This window comes from Paracoccus sp. C2R09, from assembly GCF_018860625.1.
Lineage (GTDB): Bacteria > Pseudomonadota > Alphaproteobacteria > Rhodobacterales > Rhodobacteraceae > Paracoccus.
Genome location: NZ_JAHKQB010000010.1, coordinates 78,066 through 96,523 on the forward strand (window position 1 = coordinate 78,066; position 18,458 = coordinate 96,523).

Annotated in this window: 16 protein-coding genes; 12 read left to right on the forward strand and 4 right to left on the reverse strand. The window is 67.3% G+C overall.

The genetic code is table 11. The features are described 5' to 3' along the window. Positions 1 to 23: 23 nt before the first annotated feature. A complete protein-coding gene (locus KO490_RS02935; protein ID WP_216017908.1) occupies positions 24 to 623 on the forward strand; it encodes a LysE/ArgO family amino acid transporter in 600 nt (199 codons plus the stop codon). A 49-nt stretch (positions 624 to 672) separates the two neighbouring features. Beyond that, a complete protein-coding gene (locus tag KO490_RS02940; protein ID WP_216017909.1) occupies positions 673 to 1,581 on the forward strand; it encodes a DMT family transporter in 909 nt (302 codons plus the stop codon). On the opposite strand, the gene KO490_RS02945 is transcribed toward KO490_RS02940, so the two are convergent. Together KO490_RS02945 and puuE are read right to left on the reverse strand one after the other, a co-directional pair. Next, on the reverse strand, positions 1,578 to 2,468 hold the full coding sequence (locus KO490_RS02945) for a bifunctional allantoicase/(S)-ureidoglycine aminohydrolase (protein ID WP_216017910.1): 891 nt from the start codon (positions 2,466 to 2,468) through the stop codon (positions 1,578 to 1,580). The genes KO490_RS02940 and KO490_RS02945 overlap by 4 nt on opposite strands. Next, positions 2,465 to 3,871 (reverse strand): allantoinase PuuE, encoded by a 1,407-nt coding sequence (puuE, locus tag KO490_RS02950; protein WP_371822266.1) that lies wholly within the window; start codon positions 3,869 to 3,871, stop codon positions 2,465 to 2,467. Before puuE ends, KO490_RS02945 begins: the two co-directional genes overlap by 4 nt. Positions 3,872 to 4,092: 221 nt before the next feature. Between puuE and KO490_RS02955 the strand changes: the two genes are divergently transcribed. Further along, a complete protein-coding gene (locus tag KO490_RS02955) occupies positions 4,093 to 5,394 on the forward strand; it encodes an NCS2 family permease (RefSeq protein WP_216017912.1) in 1,302 nt (433 codons plus the stop codon). 37 nt (positions 5,395 to 5,431) lie between these two features. Here KO490_RS02955 and bhcR read toward each other — a convergent pair whose 3' ends face one another. Then, positions 5,432 to 6,256 (reverse strand): HTH-type transcriptional regulator BhcR, encoded by an 825-nt coding sequence (gene bhcR / locus KO490_RS02960; protein WP_216017913.1) that lies wholly within the window; start codon positions 6,254 to 6,256, stop codon positions 5,432 to 5,434. Between the two features lie 285 nt (positions 6,257 to 6,541). Here bhcR and KO490_RS02965 point away from each other — a divergent pair, with 285 nt between their 5' ends. The 5 genes from KO490_RS02965 (at position 6,542) to KO490_RS02985 (ending at position 11,549) form a co-directional block, all read left to right on the forward strand. Continuing rightward, positions 6,542 to 8,005 carry a uracil-xanthine permease family protein gene (locus KO490_RS02965; protein WP_216017914.1) on the forward strand — a complete coding sequence of 488 codons (1,464 nt, stop codon included), beginning with the start codon at positions 6,542 to 6,544 and terminating at the stop codon, positions 8,003 to 8,005. Between the two features lie 101 nt (positions 8,006 to 8,106). Continuing rightward, complete coding sequence (uraH, locus tag KO490_RS02970; protein WP_216017915.1) at positions 8,107 to 8,460, forward strand: hydroxyisourate hydrolase; 354 nt, start codon at positions 8,107 to 8,109, stop codon at positions 8,458 to 8,460. A 1-nt stretch (position 8,461) separates the two neighbouring features. Further along, on the forward strand, positions 8,462 to 9,721 hold the full coding sequence (locus tag KO490_RS02975) for a urate hydroxylase PuuD (protein WP_216017916.1): 1,260 nt from the start codon (positions 8,462 to 8,464) through the stop codon (positions 9,719 to 9,721). 33 nt (positions 9,722 to 9,754) lie between these two features. Then, positions 9,755 to 10,111 carry a hypothetical protein gene (locus KO490_RS02980; RefSeq protein ID WP_216017917.1) on the forward strand — a complete coding sequence of 119 codons (357 nt, stop codon included), beginning with the start codon at positions 9,755 to 9,757 and terminating at the stop codon, positions 10,109 to 10,111. 64 nt (positions 10,112 to 10,175) lie between these two features. Then, positions 10,176 to 11,549 (forward strand): PepSY domain-containing protein, encoded by a 1,374-nt coding sequence (locus KO490_RS02985; protein WP_216017918.1) that lies wholly within the window; start codon positions 10,176 to 10,178, stop codon positions 11,547 to 11,549. A 69-nt stretch (positions 11,550 to 11,618) separates the two neighbouring features. Here KO490_RS02985 and KO490_RS02990 read toward each other — a convergent pair whose 3' ends face one another. After that, positions 11,619 to 12,515, reverse strand: a complete 897-nt coding sequence (locus KO490_RS02990) for a LysR family transcriptional regulator (protein ID WP_216017919.1) — start codon at positions 12,513 to 12,515, stop codon at positions 11,619 to 11,621. Between the two features lie 112 nt (positions 12,516 to 12,627). Here KO490_RS02990 and xdhA point away from each other — a divergent pair, with 112 nt between their 5' ends. From xdhA to guaD, 4 genes are read left to right on the forward strand one after another with little or no spacing between them, the layout of a single operon-like run. Beyond that, the gene (gene xdhA / locus KO490_RS02995; RefSeq protein ID WP_216017920.1) at positions 12,628 to 14,079 is read left to right on the forward strand and encodes a xanthine dehydrogenase small subunit; all 1,452 of its coding nucleotides are present in this window, start codon (positions 12,628 to 12,630) and stop codon (positions 14,077 to 14,079) included. Beyond that, positions 14,076 to 16,391, forward strand: coding sequence for a xanthine dehydrogenase molybdopterin binding subunit (xdhB, locus tag KO490_RS03000; RefSeq protein ID WP_216017921.1), 2,316 nt, complete (start codon positions 14,076 to 14,078; stop codon positions 16,389 to 16,391). Before xdhA ends, xdhB begins: the two co-directional genes overlap by 4 nt. Continuing rightward, positions 16,388 to 17,122 (forward strand): xanthine dehydrogenase accessory protein XdhC, encoded by a 735-nt coding sequence (xdhC, locus tag KO490_RS03005; RefSeq protein WP_216017922.1) that lies wholly within the window; start codon positions 16,388 to 16,390, stop codon positions 17,120 to 17,122. The genes xdhB and xdhC overlap by 4 nt, the downstream gene beginning before the upstream one ends. Continuing rightward, positions 17,110 to 18,387: a guanine deaminase gene (guaD, locus tag KO490_RS03010; protein WP_216017923.1), complete on the forward strand. Its 1,278-nt coding sequence runs from the start codon at positions 17,110 to 17,112 to the stop codon at positions 18,385 to 18,387. The genes xdhC and guaD overlap by 13 nt, the downstream gene beginning before the upstream one ends. Positions 18,388 to 18,458 lie beyond the last annotated feature (71 nt).

Sequence of the window (18,458 nt, forward strand, 5' to 3'; positions counted from 1 at the left end):
AGGGCAAGCGCGGAGGTGATGTCATGCTTGCATCCTATTTCGGCGGTCTGGGGACCGGGATCTCGCTTATCGCGGCGATCGGGGCACAGAACGCCTTCGTGCTGCGCCAAGGCATCCTGCGGCGGCACGTCATGCCGGTCGTGTTGTTCTGCGCGCTGTCCGATGCGCTGCTTATCGCGCTTGGCGTGGCGGGGATGGGCGGCATCCTGCAACACGCGCCGGCATTGGCCAGCGCGATGCGGTGGGGCGGGGTGATCTTTCTGCTGGCCTATGGCGCACGGGCGCTGCTGTCGGCCTGGCGCGGCGGCGGCACCTTGCGCCCCGAGGGGCAGGATCGCGGACTGTGGGGTGCCATGGCGCTGATCGCGGCGCTGACCTGGCTGAACCCGCATGTCTGGCTGGATACGGTGCTGCTGCTGGGGGGCATTTCCGCGCAATGGCCGCAGCCCTGGGGCTTCGGTCTGGGTGCGATGACGGGATCGCTGCTGTTCTTCATGGTGCTGGGCCACGGGGCGCGGTTCCTGGCACCGGTCTTTGCGCGTCCGGTCGCTTGGCGGGTGCTAGATACGCTGGTCGCGCTGCTGATGTGGTCCATCGCATGGAAGCTGATCCGGGGCGCGTGACCCGCAGTTAGAACTTGCCTTGCGGCGCGGGACGCGGCAGTTGCACATCATGCAGGATATTTCACAGAACCGCCGGGACATGATCGGCATCGGCTGGATGCTGCTGACGGGGCTGTGCTTCGTCACGGTGAACAGCATCGTGCGCGGCCTTGATGGGGCGCTGCCTGCCGCGCAGGCGGCCTTCATCCGCTTCGTGATCGGGCTGATCTTCCTTCTGCCCGTCATCCTGCCCGCACTGCGCCGCGGCTTTCCACGCCCCGTCTGGGGGCTGATCGCGACACGGGGGGCATTGCACACCGTGGCGGTCACGGCGTGGTTCTATGCGATGTCGCGCATCACCGTGGCCGAGGTGACGGCGATCGGCTTTCTCAACCCCATCATCGTGACCATCGGCGCGGCCCTGTTCATGGGCGAGAAGCTGGCCGCGCGGCGGATCGCGGCGGTGGGCGTCGCACTGCTGGGGGCGCTGGTCGTGCTGCGTCCGGGGCTGCGTCCGCTGGATCCGGGCCATCTGTCTCAGGTCGGCGCGGCGCTGGCCTTCGGCGCGTCCTATCTGGTCGCCAAGCGACTGAGCGAACGCGTCCCCGCATCGGTCGTCGTCGCGATGATGTCGCTGACCGTCGCGATCGGCCTGCTGCCCTTGGCCCTTGCGCAATGGGTGCAGCCGACGCTGGTGCAGGTCCTGTGGCTGGGGCTGGTCGCGGTTTTCGCCACGGGGGGGCATTACTGCATGACCCGCGCCTTCGCTGCGGCGCCGCTGACGGTGACGCAGCCCGTCACCTTCCTGCAGCTGGTCTGGGCCAGCCTTGTCGGCGTGATCCTGTTCCACGAACCGTTGGACGGCTGGGTCATGCTGGGGGGCGGGATGATGATCGGCGCGATCACCTATATCACCTGGCGCGAGGCCCGGCTTCGCGCCGCGCCCCGCACCCCGCCCGCGCCTGCCACCAAGGCCTAGCGGTTGGGCCAGAGCATGGCGTGCCTGTTCACGTCCTTGTAGAGCAGGTAGCGGAAGCGCCCCGGCCCGCCGGCATAGCAGGCCTGCGGGCAGAAGGCGCGCAGCCACATGAAATCGCCCGGACCGACCTCGACCCAGTCGCGGTTCAGGCGATAGACGGCCTTGCCCTCCAGCACGAAAAGGCCGTGTTCCATTACATGCGTCTCGGCAAAGGGGATCGACCCGCCGGGCTGGAAGGTGACCAGCGTGATATGCATGTCGTGGCGCAGATCGGCCGGATCCATGAAGCGCGTCGTGCCCCATGCGCCATCGGTGTCCGGCATCATCGAGGGCGCGACGTCCTGTTCACGCGTCACGATGGGATCGGGGCGGTCGATCCCCGCGGCGGGCTGCCAGCGCTTGCGCCACCAGTGGAAGCCCGTATTGCCCGGCGTCGTGTTGCGCAGGGTCCAAGGCGTGCCGGGGGGGACATAGGCGAAGCCGCCCGGTCCCAGCAGATGCTCGGTCCCCTCGATGGTCAGGCAGACCTCGCCGCCGGTGACGAAGAAGGCGTGCTGGATCTCGGGGTCGTCCTCGGGGGTGTCGCAGCCGCCGCCCTCGGCCAGTTCGACGATGTATTGGCTGAAAGTCTCGGCAAAGCCCGACAACGGTCGCGCCAGCATCCACATCCGCATCCCGCGCCAACCCGGAAGATAGGACGTCACGATGTCGCGCATGACGGTGCGCGGGATGACGGCATAGGCTTCGGTGAAGACGGCGGTGTCGGTCGTCAGCCCGGCCTGCGGCGGCAGGCCGGCGACGGGCCCGGCATAGGGGCTGGGGTGATGCGGCTGGCTGATCTGCGCGATATCGCCCGTGGGCGCACCTTTCGGGGGCTGGTCGTTCATGCAAGGGCCTCCTTCAGGCGCAGTTCTCCGATGCGCACGACCTGTTCCTCGGCCGTGCTGCGTTCGGTTTCGGTGTCGTTGTCCAGCCGGGTCCGCATCGCGGACATGATCCCGGCCTTGTCATGGTCGCGCACGGCGATGATGAAGGGAAAGCCGTGCCGCGCGACATAGGCCTCGTTCACGCGGTTGAATTCCGCGCGTTCGGCATCGGTCAGGGCATCCAGCCCGGCGCTTGCCTGTTCGGACGTGCTGTCGGCGGTCAGGCGCCTGGCCTGCGCCAGCTTGCCCGCAAGGTCGGGATGGGCGCGCAGGACGCCCAGCCGTTCGGCATCGCCAGCCGCCCGGAAAACCTGCGCCATCCGGCCCGCAAGGCCCACCGCACTGTCATGGACGGCGCCCATCTCGGCATCCCAGACGCGTTCCGCGATCCAGGGCGAATGTTCATAGATCCCGCCGAAGCGTTCGACGAATTCCGCGCGATCCATGCGCGAGGGGCGCAAGCGCGGCTGCCAGGGATGTTCGGCGGCCCAGTGCCGTGCGATGTCCAGCCGCGTGGCGAACCAGACGCCCTCGTGCGATTGCACATGGTCCAGGAACCGCCGCAGCGCCATCGCGCGGCCCGGACGGCCCGCAAGGCGGCAATGCAGCCCGATCGAGAACATCCTGGGCGCACCTGCCGCCCCTTCGGCATAGAGCAGGTCGAAGCTGTCGCGCAGATAGTCGAAGAAATCCGTGCCCGTCCCGAAGCCCTGACCCGACGAGAAGCGCATGTCATTGGCATCCATCGTGTAGGGCACGATCAGCTGCGCGCCGCCATCGTGTTCGTGCCAGTAGGGCAGCTCGTCGGCGATGCTGTCGGAAAGGTATTCGAACCCGCCTTCCTCGCAGCCCAGCCGGATCGTGTTCATCGAACAGCGCCCCTGGTAGAAGCCGCGCGGGCGTTCGCCGGTCACCTGCCGGTGCAGCTCGACCGCGCGGGCGATGTGGTCGGCCTCGATCTCGGGGGGAACGTCGCGGTAATCGATCCAGCGCAGGCCATGGGTCGCGATCTCCCACCCGGCCGATTTCATTGCGGCCACCTGTTCGGGGCTGCGTTCCAGCGCGGTCGCCACGCCATAGACGGTGACGGGCAGGTCCTTCAGCATCCGGTGCATCCGCCAGAAGCCCGACCGCGCCCCGTAATCATAGATCGATTCCATGTTCCAGTGCCGCTGTCCGGGCCAGGGCTGGGCGCCGATGATCTCGGACAGGAAGGCCTCCGAGGCCTGATCGCCATGTTCGACGCTGTTCTCGCCGCCCTCTTCGTAATTCAGCACGATCTGCACGGCGATGCGCGCATTGCCCGGCCAACGCGGATCGGGTGGGGTTTCGCCATATCCTCGCAGGTCGCGGCTGTAGCGCATCTTCATCTCCGGTTCTTCGGGGTGTCGCGGCATCACAAAATCGCGCATAAGGCGCGCGTGCAAGCGCCGCTTTGCCAAATTCACTATCAACGAATCGTCGAATATCGACCGGTTTTCAAGATTTCATGGAAAGACTTGAGCCATCTGGGTCGGTTGAGACAGCCCTTGCCTGCGCCCATGCTGCGCCGAAAGGGCGGCCCAGAACCCGCCAAGGGGGGACAATGCAGAACTTCTTCAAGCTGGCCGAGAAGGGCAGCAGCATCCGGACCGAGCTGATCGCCGGTCTGACCACTTTCCTGACGATGGCCTACATCATCTTCGTCAATCCCGAGATCCTGTCCAGCACCGGAATGGACCGCGACGCGGTCTTCGTGGCGACCTGCCTGGCGGCGGCGTCGGGGTCGCTGATCATGGGGCTGTGGGCCAACTGGCCCATCGGGATGGCACCGGGCATGGGCCTGAACGCCTTTTTCGCCTTCACGGTCGTGGCGGGCATGGGCTTCACCTGGCAGCAGGCACTGGGCGCGGTCTTCATCAGCGGCATCGTCTTCCTGATCCTGTCGGTGACGGGCATCCGGCGCTGGCTGATCGGGGGCATCCCGGGATCCATGCGCAGCGCAATCGCGGCGGGGATCGGGCTGTTCCTTGCGATCATCGCGCTGCAATCGTCCGGGATCGTAGTGGACAACCCGACCACGCTGGTGGGACTGGGCGAGCTGACCGCGCCCGGAACGGCGCTGACCATCGCGGGCTTCTTCCTGATCGTGACGCTGGACGCGCTGAAGGTGCGCGGCGCGATCCTGATCGGCATCCTGGTCATCACCATCGCCGCGATCCTGCTGGGCGTCAGCAGCTTCGGGGGCATCGTGTCGATGCCGCCCCCGATCGCGCCGACCTTCCTGCAACTGGATATCGCGGGCGCGCTGACGGCGGGGATCTTCCAGGTGATCCTGGTCATGGTCCTGGTCGAGGTCTTCGACGCCACGGGCACGCTGATCGGCGTTGCGAAACGCGCGGGCCTTCTCAGCGACAAGGGCACGGACCGCGACCCGAACCTGGGCCGCGCGCTGATGGCGGATTCCACCGCGATCACCCTGGGCTCGATGCTGGGCACCTCCTCGACCACCGCCTATGTCGAGAGCGCGTCGGGCGTGCAGGCAGGCGGGCGGACCGGGCTGACCGCCGTCGTCGTGGGCGTGCTGTTCCTGCTGGCGATGTTCTTCGCGCCGCTGGCGGGGGCGGTCCCGGCCTATGCGACGGCGCCCGCGCTGCTGTATGTGGCCACGCTGATGCTGCGCGAACTGGCCGAGCTGGACTGGGACGACGTGACCGAGGCCGCGCCCGCGGTGCTGACGGCGATCGCCATGCCGCTGACCTATTCCATCGCGAACGGTCTGGCCTTCGGCTTCGTATCCTATGCCGCGATCAAGCTGCTGACGGGGCGGGCAGGGCAGGTCCATGCGGCGACCTGGGTGATCGCGGGCCTGTTCGTCGCCAAGTTCGCCTTCTTCGGCGGGCACTGAGAATGGGGGCGGGGGTCGTGCGAATGACGCCCCCCGCTCAGCGTCGTGTTTCAGCGGGCGCAGCGCCCAGGGCCTCGCTCAGGTCCTGGGCCGCCGCCACCACCGTGGCCCCAAGCGTCTTGATATGTTCCATCCCGATCCGATGCGAAGGCCCGCTGACCGATATCCCGGCCATCGCCTCGCCCGACAGATCGAAGACCGGGGCCGCGATGCAGCGCATCCCGCGCGTGCGTTCCTCGTCATCCAGCGAAAAGCCGCGATGCCTGATCCGCGCCAGGTCGGCCATCAGGTCCGACCGGTCGATCAGCGTGGAATCGGTGAACCGCGACAGGCCCGGTCCCTCGATCAGCGCGTCCAGCAATTCGGGCCGCCCGAAGGCCAGCAGCGCCTTGCCGATGCCCGAGGCGTGCAGCGGCGACCGGGTGCCCGGCGGGAAGAACGCGCGGATCGTCTCCTGCGTCTCGACCTGGGACAGGAACAGCACGGTCTCGCCCTGCAGGATGCCCAGGTTCGCGGTTTCGCCCGTATGTTCCATCAGCGACCGCAGGATGGGCCGCGCACGTTCCACAAGACCCGACCGGCGCATGAAGGCGGACCCCAGGCGGAAGGTCGCGGGGCCGATGTTCCAGGCCTGGGTCGAGGGGTCGCTTTCGACCATGCCGCGGGTCGCCAAGGTGTGCAGCACGCGGTGCACGGTCGATGGCGGCTGGCCGGAATGTTCGGCCACCTCGGACAGGGTCAGGCCGGGACGTGCCGACAGCAGGTCCAGCAGGTCCAGTGCCCGGTCCAGCGCCTGCACGGTGGCCGGTGCCTCGAGGGCGGGCTTGCGCGGGCGCCCGCGACGGCGGGTCGGGTCTGCCATCTGCTGTCTCCGTCTGCTGCGTTACGGTGTTTTCGCCGGAAAAAGCTGTCAGACAAGCAAAAAATGCCACGTCCCTGCCGCATGGCACGGTTTGCGCGCCTTTATGCTGCCGAAAAAACGTGCAGTCGAATGCCGCTCATTGGTGCAGTCCAATGATGACGGCGCGTGCGCAATCCGCGAATCATGGCAGGATGGACGGCAGGGGCCCAAGCATCCGGAATGCGCCCCGGCAACGATCCGGCGACCGGCATCATCAAGAACCTACAAAGGACAGGGGGACCGAACATGGCCGAAAACACGCTTGGAACGCCCGAGCAGCTTCGAGATCCGAACTTCACGCCGCCATTGCTGAAGGCCATCCCGCTTGGGGTGCAGCATGTGCTGGCGATGTTCGTGGCGAACGTGACGCCCGCGATCATCGTGGCGGGGGCGGCCGGTTTCGGCTTCGGGTCGAACAGCCCCGATTTCCCGGAACTGCTGTACCTGATCCAGATGTCCATGCTGTTCGCGGGCATCGCGACGCTGCTGCAGACGATCACCGTCGGGCCGGTGGGGGCGGCGCTGCCCATCGTGCAAGGCACGTCCTTCGCCTTCATCCCGATCATGATCCCGCTGGTCGCGGGCAAGGGGGTCGACGGGCTTGCGGCGCTGTTCACGGGCGTGCTGATCGGCGGGCTGTTCCACGCGGCCCTGGGGCTGGTGATCGGGCGCATCCGCTTTGCCCTGCCGCCGCTGGTGACGGGCCTTGTGGTGACCATGATCGGCCTTGCGCTGGTCAAGGTGGGTATCGAATACGCGGCAGGCGGCGTGGCGGCCAAGGCGCAGGGCTCGGATGCCTATGGCAGCCTTGCCAGCTGGTCGGCGGCGCTGGTCGTCGTCGCGGTGACGCTCGGGCTCAAGTTCTATGCGCGCGGGATGCTGGCGATCTCGGCGGTTCTGGTGGGGATCCTTGCGGGCTACGGCTTCTGCCTGGTGACGGGCAAGCTGACGATCGAGGCCATCGGCGGGTCGTGGTCGAACGCCGCGGCCTTCGCCCTGCCCATGCCCTTCAGATACGGGTTCGAGCTGTCCTTCGCCGCGATCATCGGGTTCTGCCTGATGGCCTTCGTATCCGCGGTCGAGACGGTGGGCGACGTGTCGGGCATCACCAAGGGTGGCGCCGACCGCGAGGCCACCGACCGAGAGATCGAGGGCGCGACCTATGCCGACGGTCTGGGCACCGCCATCGCGGGCGTCTTCGGCGGCTTTCCCAACACCTCGTTCAGCCAGAATGTCGGCCTGATCGCCATGACCGGCGTCATGAGCCGCCATGTCGTGACCATCGGCGCGGTGTTCCTGATCATCTGCGGACTGATGCCCAAGATCGGCGGCGTGATCCGCACCATCCCGATCGAGGTGCTGGGCGGCGGCGTCATCGTCATGTTCGGCATGGTCGTGGCCTCGGGCATCTCGATGCTGTCGGACGTGAACTGGAACCGCCGCAACATGGTGATCTTTGCCGTGGCCCTGTCGGTCGGACTGGGCCTGCAGCTCGAGGCGATGGGCACCGCGCCCGGATCGCCCGACGCGCTGCAGCATCTGCCCGACACGCTGCGGGTGCTGGGCGCTTCGGGCATCCTGCCCGCGGCCCTGATCGCCATCGTGCTGAACCTGCTGCTGCCCGAGGAACTGGCGGCCGAGGCCACGGACGAGGTGTCGGGCGGGTTGTCGGGTCGGGGGTCGGGCCTGCGCGGCCAGGACCCGGTGTGACGATTTTCAACGAATCCTGAAGACTGCCTTGCGCCGGGTCGCCGTTTATCGGCCCGGCGCTTCGGCTATCAAGCGACAGGGACAATGCAGAAGGGGGCATCATGACCGGTTACCTGACCACCCATGTTCTGGACACGGCGCGCGGCGCACCCGCCGAGGGGCTGGAGATCGTGCTGTTCAGACTGGACGGCACGACCCGATCCGAAATCGCGCGGATGCGCACCAATGCCGACGGGCGCACCGACAGCCGCATCCTGCCCGAGGACGCCTTCGCGACCGGCACCTACGAGCTGGAATTCCACGCCGGCGCCTGGATGGATGCCACGGGCGTCGCGCCCGAAAGCCCCCGGTTCCTCGATGTCATCCCGATCCGCTTCGGCATGTCCGAGGCCGCGCATTACCACGTGCCGCTGCTGATCTCGCCCTTCGGCTACAGCACCTATCGGGGCAGCTGAGATGATCCCCGACAGCGTCATCATCTGGGAGTGGCTGGCCTTTGCCGTCCGCTGGACCCATGTCATCACGGCCATCGCCTGGATCGGGTCGTCCTTCTACTTCATCGCGCTGGACCTGAGCCTGCGCAAGGCGCCCGACCTGCCCCCCGGAGCGTATGGCGAGGAATGGCAGGTCCATGGCGGCGGTTTCTACCACATCCGCAAGTTCCTGGTGGCCCCCGAACGCATGCCCGAGCATCTGACCTGGTTCAAATGGGAAAGCTATTCCACCTGGCTGTCGGGGGCGGCGCTTCTGGCGGTGACCTACTGGGCCGGGGCGAACCTGTTCCTGATCGACCCGCAGAAGGCCGATCTGGCGATCTGGCAGGCGGTCGCGATCTCGGGCGGGTCGCTGGCGGTGGGCTGGCTGATCTACGACCGGCTGTGCAAGTCGCGGCTGGGCGAACACCCCACGGCGCTGATGCTGCTGCTGTTCGTGGCGCTGGTGGCGATGGGTTGGGCCTATGACCAGATCTTCACGGGCCGCGCCGCGCTGCTGCATCTGGGGGCGTTCACGGCCACGATCATGACCGCCAACGTGTTCTTCATCATCATGCCCAACCAGCGCATCGTGGTGGCGGATCTGAAGGCCGGACGTGCGGCCGATCCGAAATACGGCAAGATCGCCAAGCTGCGTTCGACGCATAACAACTATCTCACGCTGCCGGTCGTGTTCCTGATGCTGTCGAACCATTACCCGCTGGCCTTCGCCAGCGAATACAACTGGCTGATCGCGGCGCTGATCTTCCTGATGGGCGTGACGATCCGGCATTTCTTCAACAGCATGCATGCGGGCAAGGGGCAGCTGTGGTGGACATGGGCCGTGACCGCCATGCTGTTCGTGGGCATCATGTGGTTGTCCGCGCTTGGCCTGAACCATGACAGCTACGAGGAATCGCAGGCGCGCGCGCTGACCCAGGTGGAACAGCGCTTCGCCGATGCCGAAGGGTTCGATGCCGTGTCCCGCAGCGTCGCGGGGCGCTGCGCCATGTGCCATGCCCGCGAACCCAGCTGGGAGGGCATCCACCATGCGCCCAAGGGCGTGCTGCTGGAAACGCCTGCCGATATCGCGCGCTCGGCCAAGGAGATCTATGTCCAGGCGGGCCTGACCAACGCCATGCCGCCCGCCAATCTCAGCGGGATGACGCAGGACGAACGCGTGGCCATCATCCGCTGGTTCCGGCAGGTGGGCGGCGTCGGGGTCGCAGGCCTTCGTCCTTGACAGCAAGGCCCCGAGCGGGCCACTGAATCGCGCATGTCGCGGGCGCTTCACCTGATCCTTCTTCTTGGCGTGATGCTGGGGCTGACGCTGCCGAAGACATCGGCCGCGCTGGCCGATCTGGGCGTCATATCAGGCGAATTCGTGGTGATCTGCACCGGCCACGGGATCGAGCGTGTGTCCCTGTCGGATCTGGGGCAGGAACCGCCTGCCCAGGACGGCGTGCATGATCCGCAATGCCTGCTGGTCCACGCGCTGGATCACGCGACGACCCCCGATCGGCCCCTGTGGCTGCGCATCGCGCGCAGCTTTCCCCGCGCCGATACGGTGCCGCCCGCGCTGCCCGCCGAACCGCTGCTGCTGGCCCTTGCCCGCGCGCCGCCGCGCGTCTGACGAACCCTTTCCTCGTCAACACGCATAGGGCCGTGCGATGGCGCATGGCCGCAGGAGCATTCTCATGTCCGATACCAACGGGCGCGGCCGGGCCGCGTTCTATCGTGCCGCGTGGCGCTGGCATTTCTATGCCGGGCTGTTCGTCATCCCCTTCTTCCTGATCCTGGCCGTCACGGGCCTCATGATGCTGTGGATCGCCCAGATCGACGGGCGCGACGGCGAACGGATCGCCGCCACCACGCAGGGTGCCCCGGCCAGCCTTCGTGCGCAGATCGCAGCGGCCCTGGCCGATGTCCCCGGCGGAGAGCCCGTGAAATACATCGCCTCGCGCGATGATCAGGGCGCCGCCATCTTTCGCATCGACGGGCCCGAAGGGGCGCGCACGGTCGCGGTCGATCCCCATGGCGCGACCGTGATCGCGAACTTCCCCCATCGCGGTGGCTGGTACGACTGGGCCGACAGCATGCACGGCACGCTGATGATGGGCGTCTTCGGCGACCGCCTGATCGAGACCGCGGCATCGCTCGGGATCATGCTGCTGGCGACGGGTCTCTACCTGTGGTGGCCGCGCGGCGGGCAGGGCTGGCGGGCGTTCCTGCCCGTCCGCAGACAGGGGCGCGCCATGTGGCGGTCGCTGCATTCCGTGACGGGGATCTGGATCTCGGTCGCGTTGCTGTTCTTCCTGATCTCGGGGTTGTCCTGGGCCGGGATCTGGGGTGGACGGATGATGCAGGCCTGGTCGACATTCCCGGCGGCGAAATACGATGCCGTGCCGCTGTCCGACCTGACCCATGCCAGCCTGAACGACGGCCCCAAGGAAATCCCTTGGGCGATCGAGCAGACACCGCTGCCGGTGTCGGGATCGAATGCAGGGCAGGGCCCGCGCGTGCCGCAGCCCGTGGGCATCGACCAGGTGGACCGCTTCGCCCAGCAGATCGGGTTCACGGGACGCTACCAGCTGAACATCCCCCGGAACGAGACCGGGGTCTGGACCATCTCTCGGGATTCCATGTCCACCGACAGCCGCAACCCGACCCGCGACCGCACGGTCCATATCGACCGCTACAGCGGCGCGATGCTGGCCGACATGCGCTTCGCCGACTACTCGGTTCCGGGCAAGGCGATGGCCGCGGGGATCGCGCTGCACATGGGCACGCTCGGGTGGTGGAGCGTCATCGCGAACACCGCCTTCTGCCTGGGCGTGATCTTCCTCTGCGTCAGCGGGGCCGCCATGTGGTGGTTGCGCCGCCCCTCGGGCAGCCTGCGCCTTGTCGCGCCGCCGATGCCCCATGCGATGCCGCGCTGGCCTGCGGCGATGATCGTCGCTGCCGTGATCGGGCTGGCCTTTCCGCTGGCGGGCCTCACCTTCGTCGCGGTGCTGATCCTCGACCGCCTGGTGCTGGCCCGCGTGCCGGCCCTGCGCCACGCCTTCGGCTGACAGCGCGATCCGGGGGCGCAGGCCCCCGCGCCGCGGGGCCCCTTCGACGGGGGCCCTGCGGCGTGCCCCTCAATCGAACAGGGGACGCAGTTCGCGCACCGCGAAATCGGCGAACATCCGCACCTTGGGGTCCTGCAACCGCCGATGGGGCGTCAGGCACCCGAACTGCGCGATGGTCGGCGGGGTCTCGGGCAGCACCTCCTCCAGCAGGCCCGCCGCCAGATCGCCCGCCACCTCGTATCGCGGGCGGTTGGCGATGCCGTGGCCCGATCTGGCCCAATCGCCCAGAACCTCGCCGTCATCGGTGTCGAAACGTCCGTTCACCATCATCTTGCGTGGTCCGTCCGGCCCCGTCAGCGTCCAGAAATATTCCGGACTGCGAGGGTATCGCAGCAGAAGACAATCGTGATCCGCCAGATCCTCGGGGCGCTTGGGCCGTCCGCGTGCGGCCAGATAGGACGGCGCCGCGACCAGCACGCGCGGGCAATCCGCGATCTTGCGCCATTTCAGCGCGGAATCCGCCGGATCGCCCAGAAAGAACGCCAGATCGATGGCATCCTCGACGATGTTGACGTTGCGATCCGACAGCCGCAGCCGGATCTCGACGCCGGGATTGTCGTCGCAAAAGCGCGGGATCAGCGGTGCGACCAGCCTTCGCCCCAGCCCCAGGGGCGCGGTCAGGCGGATCACGCCCTGCGGCTTGCCGGAAAAGCTGCTGACCAGCGCCTCGGCCTCGTCCAGCGTCTCGATCACCCGCTTGGCATGGTCGTAGAAGGCGCGCCCCAGTTCCGTCGTGGTCAGCTTGCGGGTGGTGCGGTTCAGCAGGCGCAGGCCGAAGCGGTTCTCCAGATCCTTGATGCGGTTCGATGCAACTGCCGGGGAAAGTCGCAGATCGCGCCCCCCTGCCGTGATCGAACCCAGTTCGACGACCCGCACGAAGACGCGGAGGCTTTCCAGATAGGACATGGGATGTTCGGCTTTCAACGTTTCGTGTAAAGTCTTCCAAGCCGGAGATGATTTCGCAATCGCTTTTTCCGGCCTAGGATTCATGTTTCCACGCATGCCCGGAAGGATGAGGATGACCCAGCTGCGTTTCCTGCTGAACGACCAAGAGATCGCCCTGTCCGAGGTGTCGCCTTCGGACATGCTGCTGGATCATCTTCGGATCGCGCGCCGTCTGACCGGGACCAAGGAAGGCTGCGCCGAGGGCGATTGCGGGGCCTGCACGATCCTGTCGGGCCGCATGACGCCCGCCGGGCTGGTCTATGAACCCATCAACGCCTGCATCCGACCGCTTGCGGCCTGTCACGGCACGCATGTCGTCACGATCGAACATCTGACCGCGCCAGATGGGGGTCTGCACCCGGTCCAGGCCGCGATGGTCGAACATCACGGCAGTCAGTGCGGCTTCTGCACGCCCGGCATCGTCATGGCGCTCTATGGGTTGTGGATGACCGATCCCGACCCGTCCGAGGAGATGATCGAGACCGCGCTTCAGGGCAATATCTGCCGTTGCACCGGATACCGCCCGATCATCGACGCGGCGCTGGCCGCTGCCCGCGCGGGCGGACAGGCGATGGACGCGCTGGCCCGCGAACGGCAGGACGTCGCGCAGCGGCTGGCCGCGATGCGGCAGGGCCGCGTGGACGTGTCGCGCGATGGGCACCGCGCCATCGTGCCGGCCGATACCGACGATCTGGCCGCGCTGCTGGTTCAGCAGCCCGACGCCACCATCGTCGCGGGTGCCACGGATGTGGGGCTGTGGATCACCAAGTTCCTGCGCCCCATTCCGGCGGCGATTTTCATCGGGGCGTTGATGAAGGACATCCGCCATCAGGACGGCGCGCTGCGCATCGGCGCGGGCGTCACCTATTCCGAGGCCCTGCCGGCCATCCGCCGCCATCTGCCACAGGTCGCGGATTACTGGCTGCGCATCGGCGGCTGGCAGGTCCGCAACCTGGGCACCATCGGCGCGAATATCGCCAACGGCTCGCCCATCGGGGATACGCCGCCGCTGCTGATCGCGCTTGGGGCCGAAATAGTGCTGCGTCATGGCGATAGCCGACGGCAGATCCCGCTGCAGGATTTCTTCATCGATTACGGCAAGCAGGACCGCAAACCCGGAGAGTTCGTCGAGGAGATCGTGATCCCGACCCCGGATGCACGGATCGCCGCCTACAAGATCTCGAAGCGCCGCGACAGCGACATCTCCTCGGTGGCGATGGGCATCGTGATCCGCGAGGAAGGCGGCATCATCACCCATGCCCGCATCGCCTGCGGCGGGATGGCCGCGACCCCGCGCCGTGCCACGGGTGCCGAAAACGCGCTGATCGGCCATCCCTTCACCGCCGACAGCTTTGCCGCGGCGGGTCGCGCCATCGCCGATGATTTCACCCCGCTCAGCGACATGCGCGCCAGCGCCGAATACCGCGCCAGCGTGGCGCGCAACCTGATCCGGCGTTTCTGGCTGGAACAATCCGATCCGGACCTGCCCGTCACCCTGCGCGATGCCGCCAAGGAGGTCGCATGAAGGACGCAACCGATACCGCCCCGATCCGCGGGCTGGCGCATCAGGACGCCATCCATGACAGCGCGGCCAAGCATGTCACGGGCCGTGCGGAATATACCGACGACCTGAACGAGCCCACGGGCCTTGCCCATGCCTATCTGGGCCTGTCGGAATGCGCGCATGGGCGCATCCTGTCCACGGATTTCGCTGATGTGCTGGCGCATCCGGGCGTGCTGGGCGTGCTGACGGCGGCGGATCTGCCGGGCGTCAACGACGTGTCGCCCAATGGCAAGAACGACGATCCAATCCTGGCCGACGGGATCGTGCATTTTCTGGGTCAGCCGGTCTTTGCGGTCGTGGCCGAAACCCGCGATGCGGCGCGACGCGCGGCGCGGCTTGCGAAAATCAAATACGAGGCGCTGCCCCATGCGCTGGACCCGATCGCCGCGCGCGATGCGGGCCGGGGCTATGTCACCGAGCCTTTGACCCTGAAGCGCGGCAACGCGGCGGCTGCGATGGCGGATGCGCCGCACCGGATCGCGGGGCGTTTCGCGATCGGCGGGCAGGACCATTTCTACCTCGAGGGGCAGATCGCCATGGCCGTGCCGGGCGAGGATGACGACATGGTGCTGCATGTCTCGACCCAGCACCCGTCCGAGGTGCAGCACATGGTGGCCCATGCCCTTGGGACGCAGAACCATGCGGTGGTGGTGAACGTGCGTCGGATGGGGGGCGGCTTCGGCGGCAAGGAAACCCAGATGAACCTGTTCGCCTGCGTGGCCGCAGTGGCCGCGCGCCGCTGGAACCGCGCGGTCAAGATCCGCCCCGACCGCGACGACGACATGACCGCGACGGGCAAGCGCCACGATTTCGTCGTCGATTACCAGGTCGGATTCGACGACCAGGGCCGCATCCGCGCGGTCGATGGCGACTGGTATGCGCGTTGCGGTTTCAGCGCGGACCTGTCCGGCCCCGTGACCGACCGGGCGCTGTTCCATGCCGACAACGCCTACTATTATCCCGATGTGCGGATCAGCAGCCACCCGATGCGGACGAACACCGTCAGCAACACGGCGTTCCGCGGTTTTGGCGGCCCGCAGGGCGTGATCGTCGCCGAACGCATGATCGAGGAAATCGCCTATGCGCTGCGAATGGACCCGTTGGAGGTGCGCAAGCGCAACCTCTATGAAAACGGCCAGCTGACCCCCTATCACCAGGAGGTCACCGACCAGATCCTGCCGCGCATCTTCGACGAGCTGGAGGCCAGCAGCGACTACCACGCGCGCCGGCAGGCCGTTCTGGACTGGAACGCGAAGGGTGGCGTCATCCGCAAGGGGATCGCGCTGACGCCGGTCAAGTTCGGCATCAGCTTCACCGCGACCTGGTTCAACCAGGCGGGCGCGCTGATCCATGTCTACAACGACGGCTCGATCCATCTGAACCATGGCGGGACCGAGATGGGGCAGGGGCTGAACACCAAGGTCGCGCAGGTCGTGGCCGAGGCGTTCCAATGCGACATCTCGCTGATCAAGATCACGAAGACCACGACCGAGAAGGTGCCCAACACCTCGGCCACGGCGGCATCGTCGGGGGCGGATCTGAACGGCATGGCGGCGCTGGATGCGGCGGAACAGATCAAGGCGCGGCTGGTGGAATTCGCGGCCGCGCATTGGGGCGTTGCGACGGACCGGGTCAGCTTCCGTCCGCGGGCGGTGCAGGTGGGCGACGAACTGGTGTCCTGGCCCGACCTGATCCGCGCGGCCTACATGGCGCGCATCCAGCTGTCGGCGGCTGGCTTCTACAAGACGCCCAAGATCCATTGGGACCGCACGACCGGGCAGGGGCGGCCCTTCTTCTACTATGCCTATGGCGCGGCGGTGTCCGAGGTGTCGGTCGATACGCTGACCGGGGAATACCGGATCGACCGCACCGACATCCTGCATGACGTGGGCCGTTCGCTGAACCCTGCACTGGATCGCGGTCAGGTCGAAGGCGCCTTCGTGCAGGGGGCCGGATGGCTGACCACCGAAGAGCTGTGGTGGGACGACAAGGGCCGCCTGCGCACGCATGCGCCCTCGACCTACAAGGTGCCGCTGGCATCGGACCGGCCGCGCATCTTCGACGTGCGGCTGGCGGAATGGGCGGTGAACCCCGAACGCACGATCAAGCGGTCCAAGGCCGTGGGCGAGCCGCCCTTCATGCTGGGCATCAGCGTGTTCGAGGCGATCAACATGGCCGTCGCCTCGGTCTGCGATTACCGCGAACCTGCCCGGATCGACGCCCCCGCCACGCCCGAACGCGTGCTGATGGCGGTCGAGCGCCTGTCGCGATGATCCGCGTCCGCATCTCGGCGGCCCATGGCTCGACCCCGCGCGATGCCGGGGCCGAGATGTTCGTGACCCCGGATCGGGTCACGGGCACCATCGGCGGCGGGCAGCTGGAATACATGGCCATCGACCGCGCCCGCCAGATGCTGGCCCGGAACGAGGCGCAGGCCCGGATGGACATCCCCCTGGGCCCCGAGATCGGGCAGTGCTGCGGCGGGCGTGTCGTCCTGACGCTGGATCGCGGCGCACCGCGCACTGAACGGCGCAGGCAGGCGCTGGTCTTCGGTGCGGGCCATGTCGGGCGCGCGCTGGCACCTGCGCTGTCGGTGCTGCCGCTGGACGTGACCCTGATCGACAGCCGCCCCGAGGAGCTGGCCCTGGCCCAGGGCGTGACCACCCGCCTGACCCCCATCCCCGAGGCCGAACTGCGCGCCGCCCGCGCGGGCGACATTGCGATCATCCTGACCCATGATCATGCGCTGGACTTCCTGCTGGCGTTCGAGGCCCTGTCGCGCGGCGATCTGGCCTATGTCGGGATGATCGGCAGCGCGACCAAGCGCGCGCGCTTCGCCCGTTTCGCCCGCGGGCAGGGGATCGACCCCGCGCCGCTGATCTGCCCCATCGGCAGCGGCGGAACCCCTGACAAGCGCCCCGAATTCATCGCCGCCTTCACCATGGCCGAGATTGCGCGGCTCATATCCCAGCATTCCTTGAACGAGCAGACATGCGACAACTGATCCGGGGCCGCGTCCTCGACTTTCATGCCGATCCGAACGTGACGGCGGACAATCATCGCTTCTTCGAGGATGGCGCCATCGTCACCCGCGACGGCCTGATCGAGGCGGTGGGCAATCACGCCGATCTGGCCGAACCCGACCTGCCCGAAATCGACCACCGCCCGCATCTGATCATGCCGGGCTTCATCGACCCGCATATCCATTTCCCGCAGGCGCAGGTCATCGCCAGCTGGGGGGCGCAGCTGCTGGACTGGCTTCAGAACTATACCTTCCCCGAAGAGGCGCGCTTCGGCGATCCCGACCATGCCGCGCGGATCGCGGGGCTGTTCCTGGATCAGCTGGTGGCGAACGGGACGACGACCGCGGTGGCCTTCTGCTCGGTCCACAAGACCTCGGCCGAGGCGCTGTTCACCGCGGCCCATGCGCGCAACATGGCGATGGTCGCGGGCAAGGTGATGATGGACCGCAATGCCATCCCCGAGGTGCATGACACGGCCCAAGGCAGCTATGACGACAGCAAGGCGCTGATCGAGGCATGGCACGGCAAGGGCCGCCAGCGTTACGCGATCACCCCGCGCTTCGCGATCACCTCGACCCCGGAACAACTGGCGGCGGCGGGCACGCTGGCGGCTGAGCATCCCGATTGCCACGTCCAGACCCATCTGAGCGAGAACCTGGCCGAGATCGAGTTTACGTTAAGTCTGTATCCCAAGGCACGGGATTACCTGGATATTTATGAACAGAACGGGGTGCTGTCGGACCGCCTTCTGCTGGGTCACTGCATTCACCTGCGGGAACGGGAAATCGCGCGCATGGCCGAGACCGGAAGCCGGGCGATCTTCTGTCCGACCTCGAACCTGTTCCTGGGTTCGGGGCTGTTCGATGCGGATGGGCTGCACGAGGCGGGCATCGTCAGCGGCGTCGCGACCGATGTGGGTGGCGGGACCAGCTGGTCCATGCTGCAGACCCTGAACGAGGGGTACAAGGTCATGGCCATGCGCGGCCAGAAGCTGCATCCGCTGGCGGCCTTCCACTGGGCCACGCGCGGCAATGCGATGGCCCTGGGGATGGAGGACCGCATCGGCACGCTGGCGCCCGGATCGGATGCCGATCTGGTCGTGCTGGATGCCCATGCGACGCCCGCCATGGCGCTACGTTCCGAACGCATCCGCACCCTGTCCGAGGAACTGTTCATCCTGCAGATCATGGGCGACGACCGCGCCGTGGCGCAGACCTATGTCGCGGGGGTCGCGCAGAAGGGCTGACCGCGCGGCGAACTGACGGCGGGTCGCGGGGGCGATTTGCGGCCCGCGACCCTTCACCCCGCCCGTCAAGG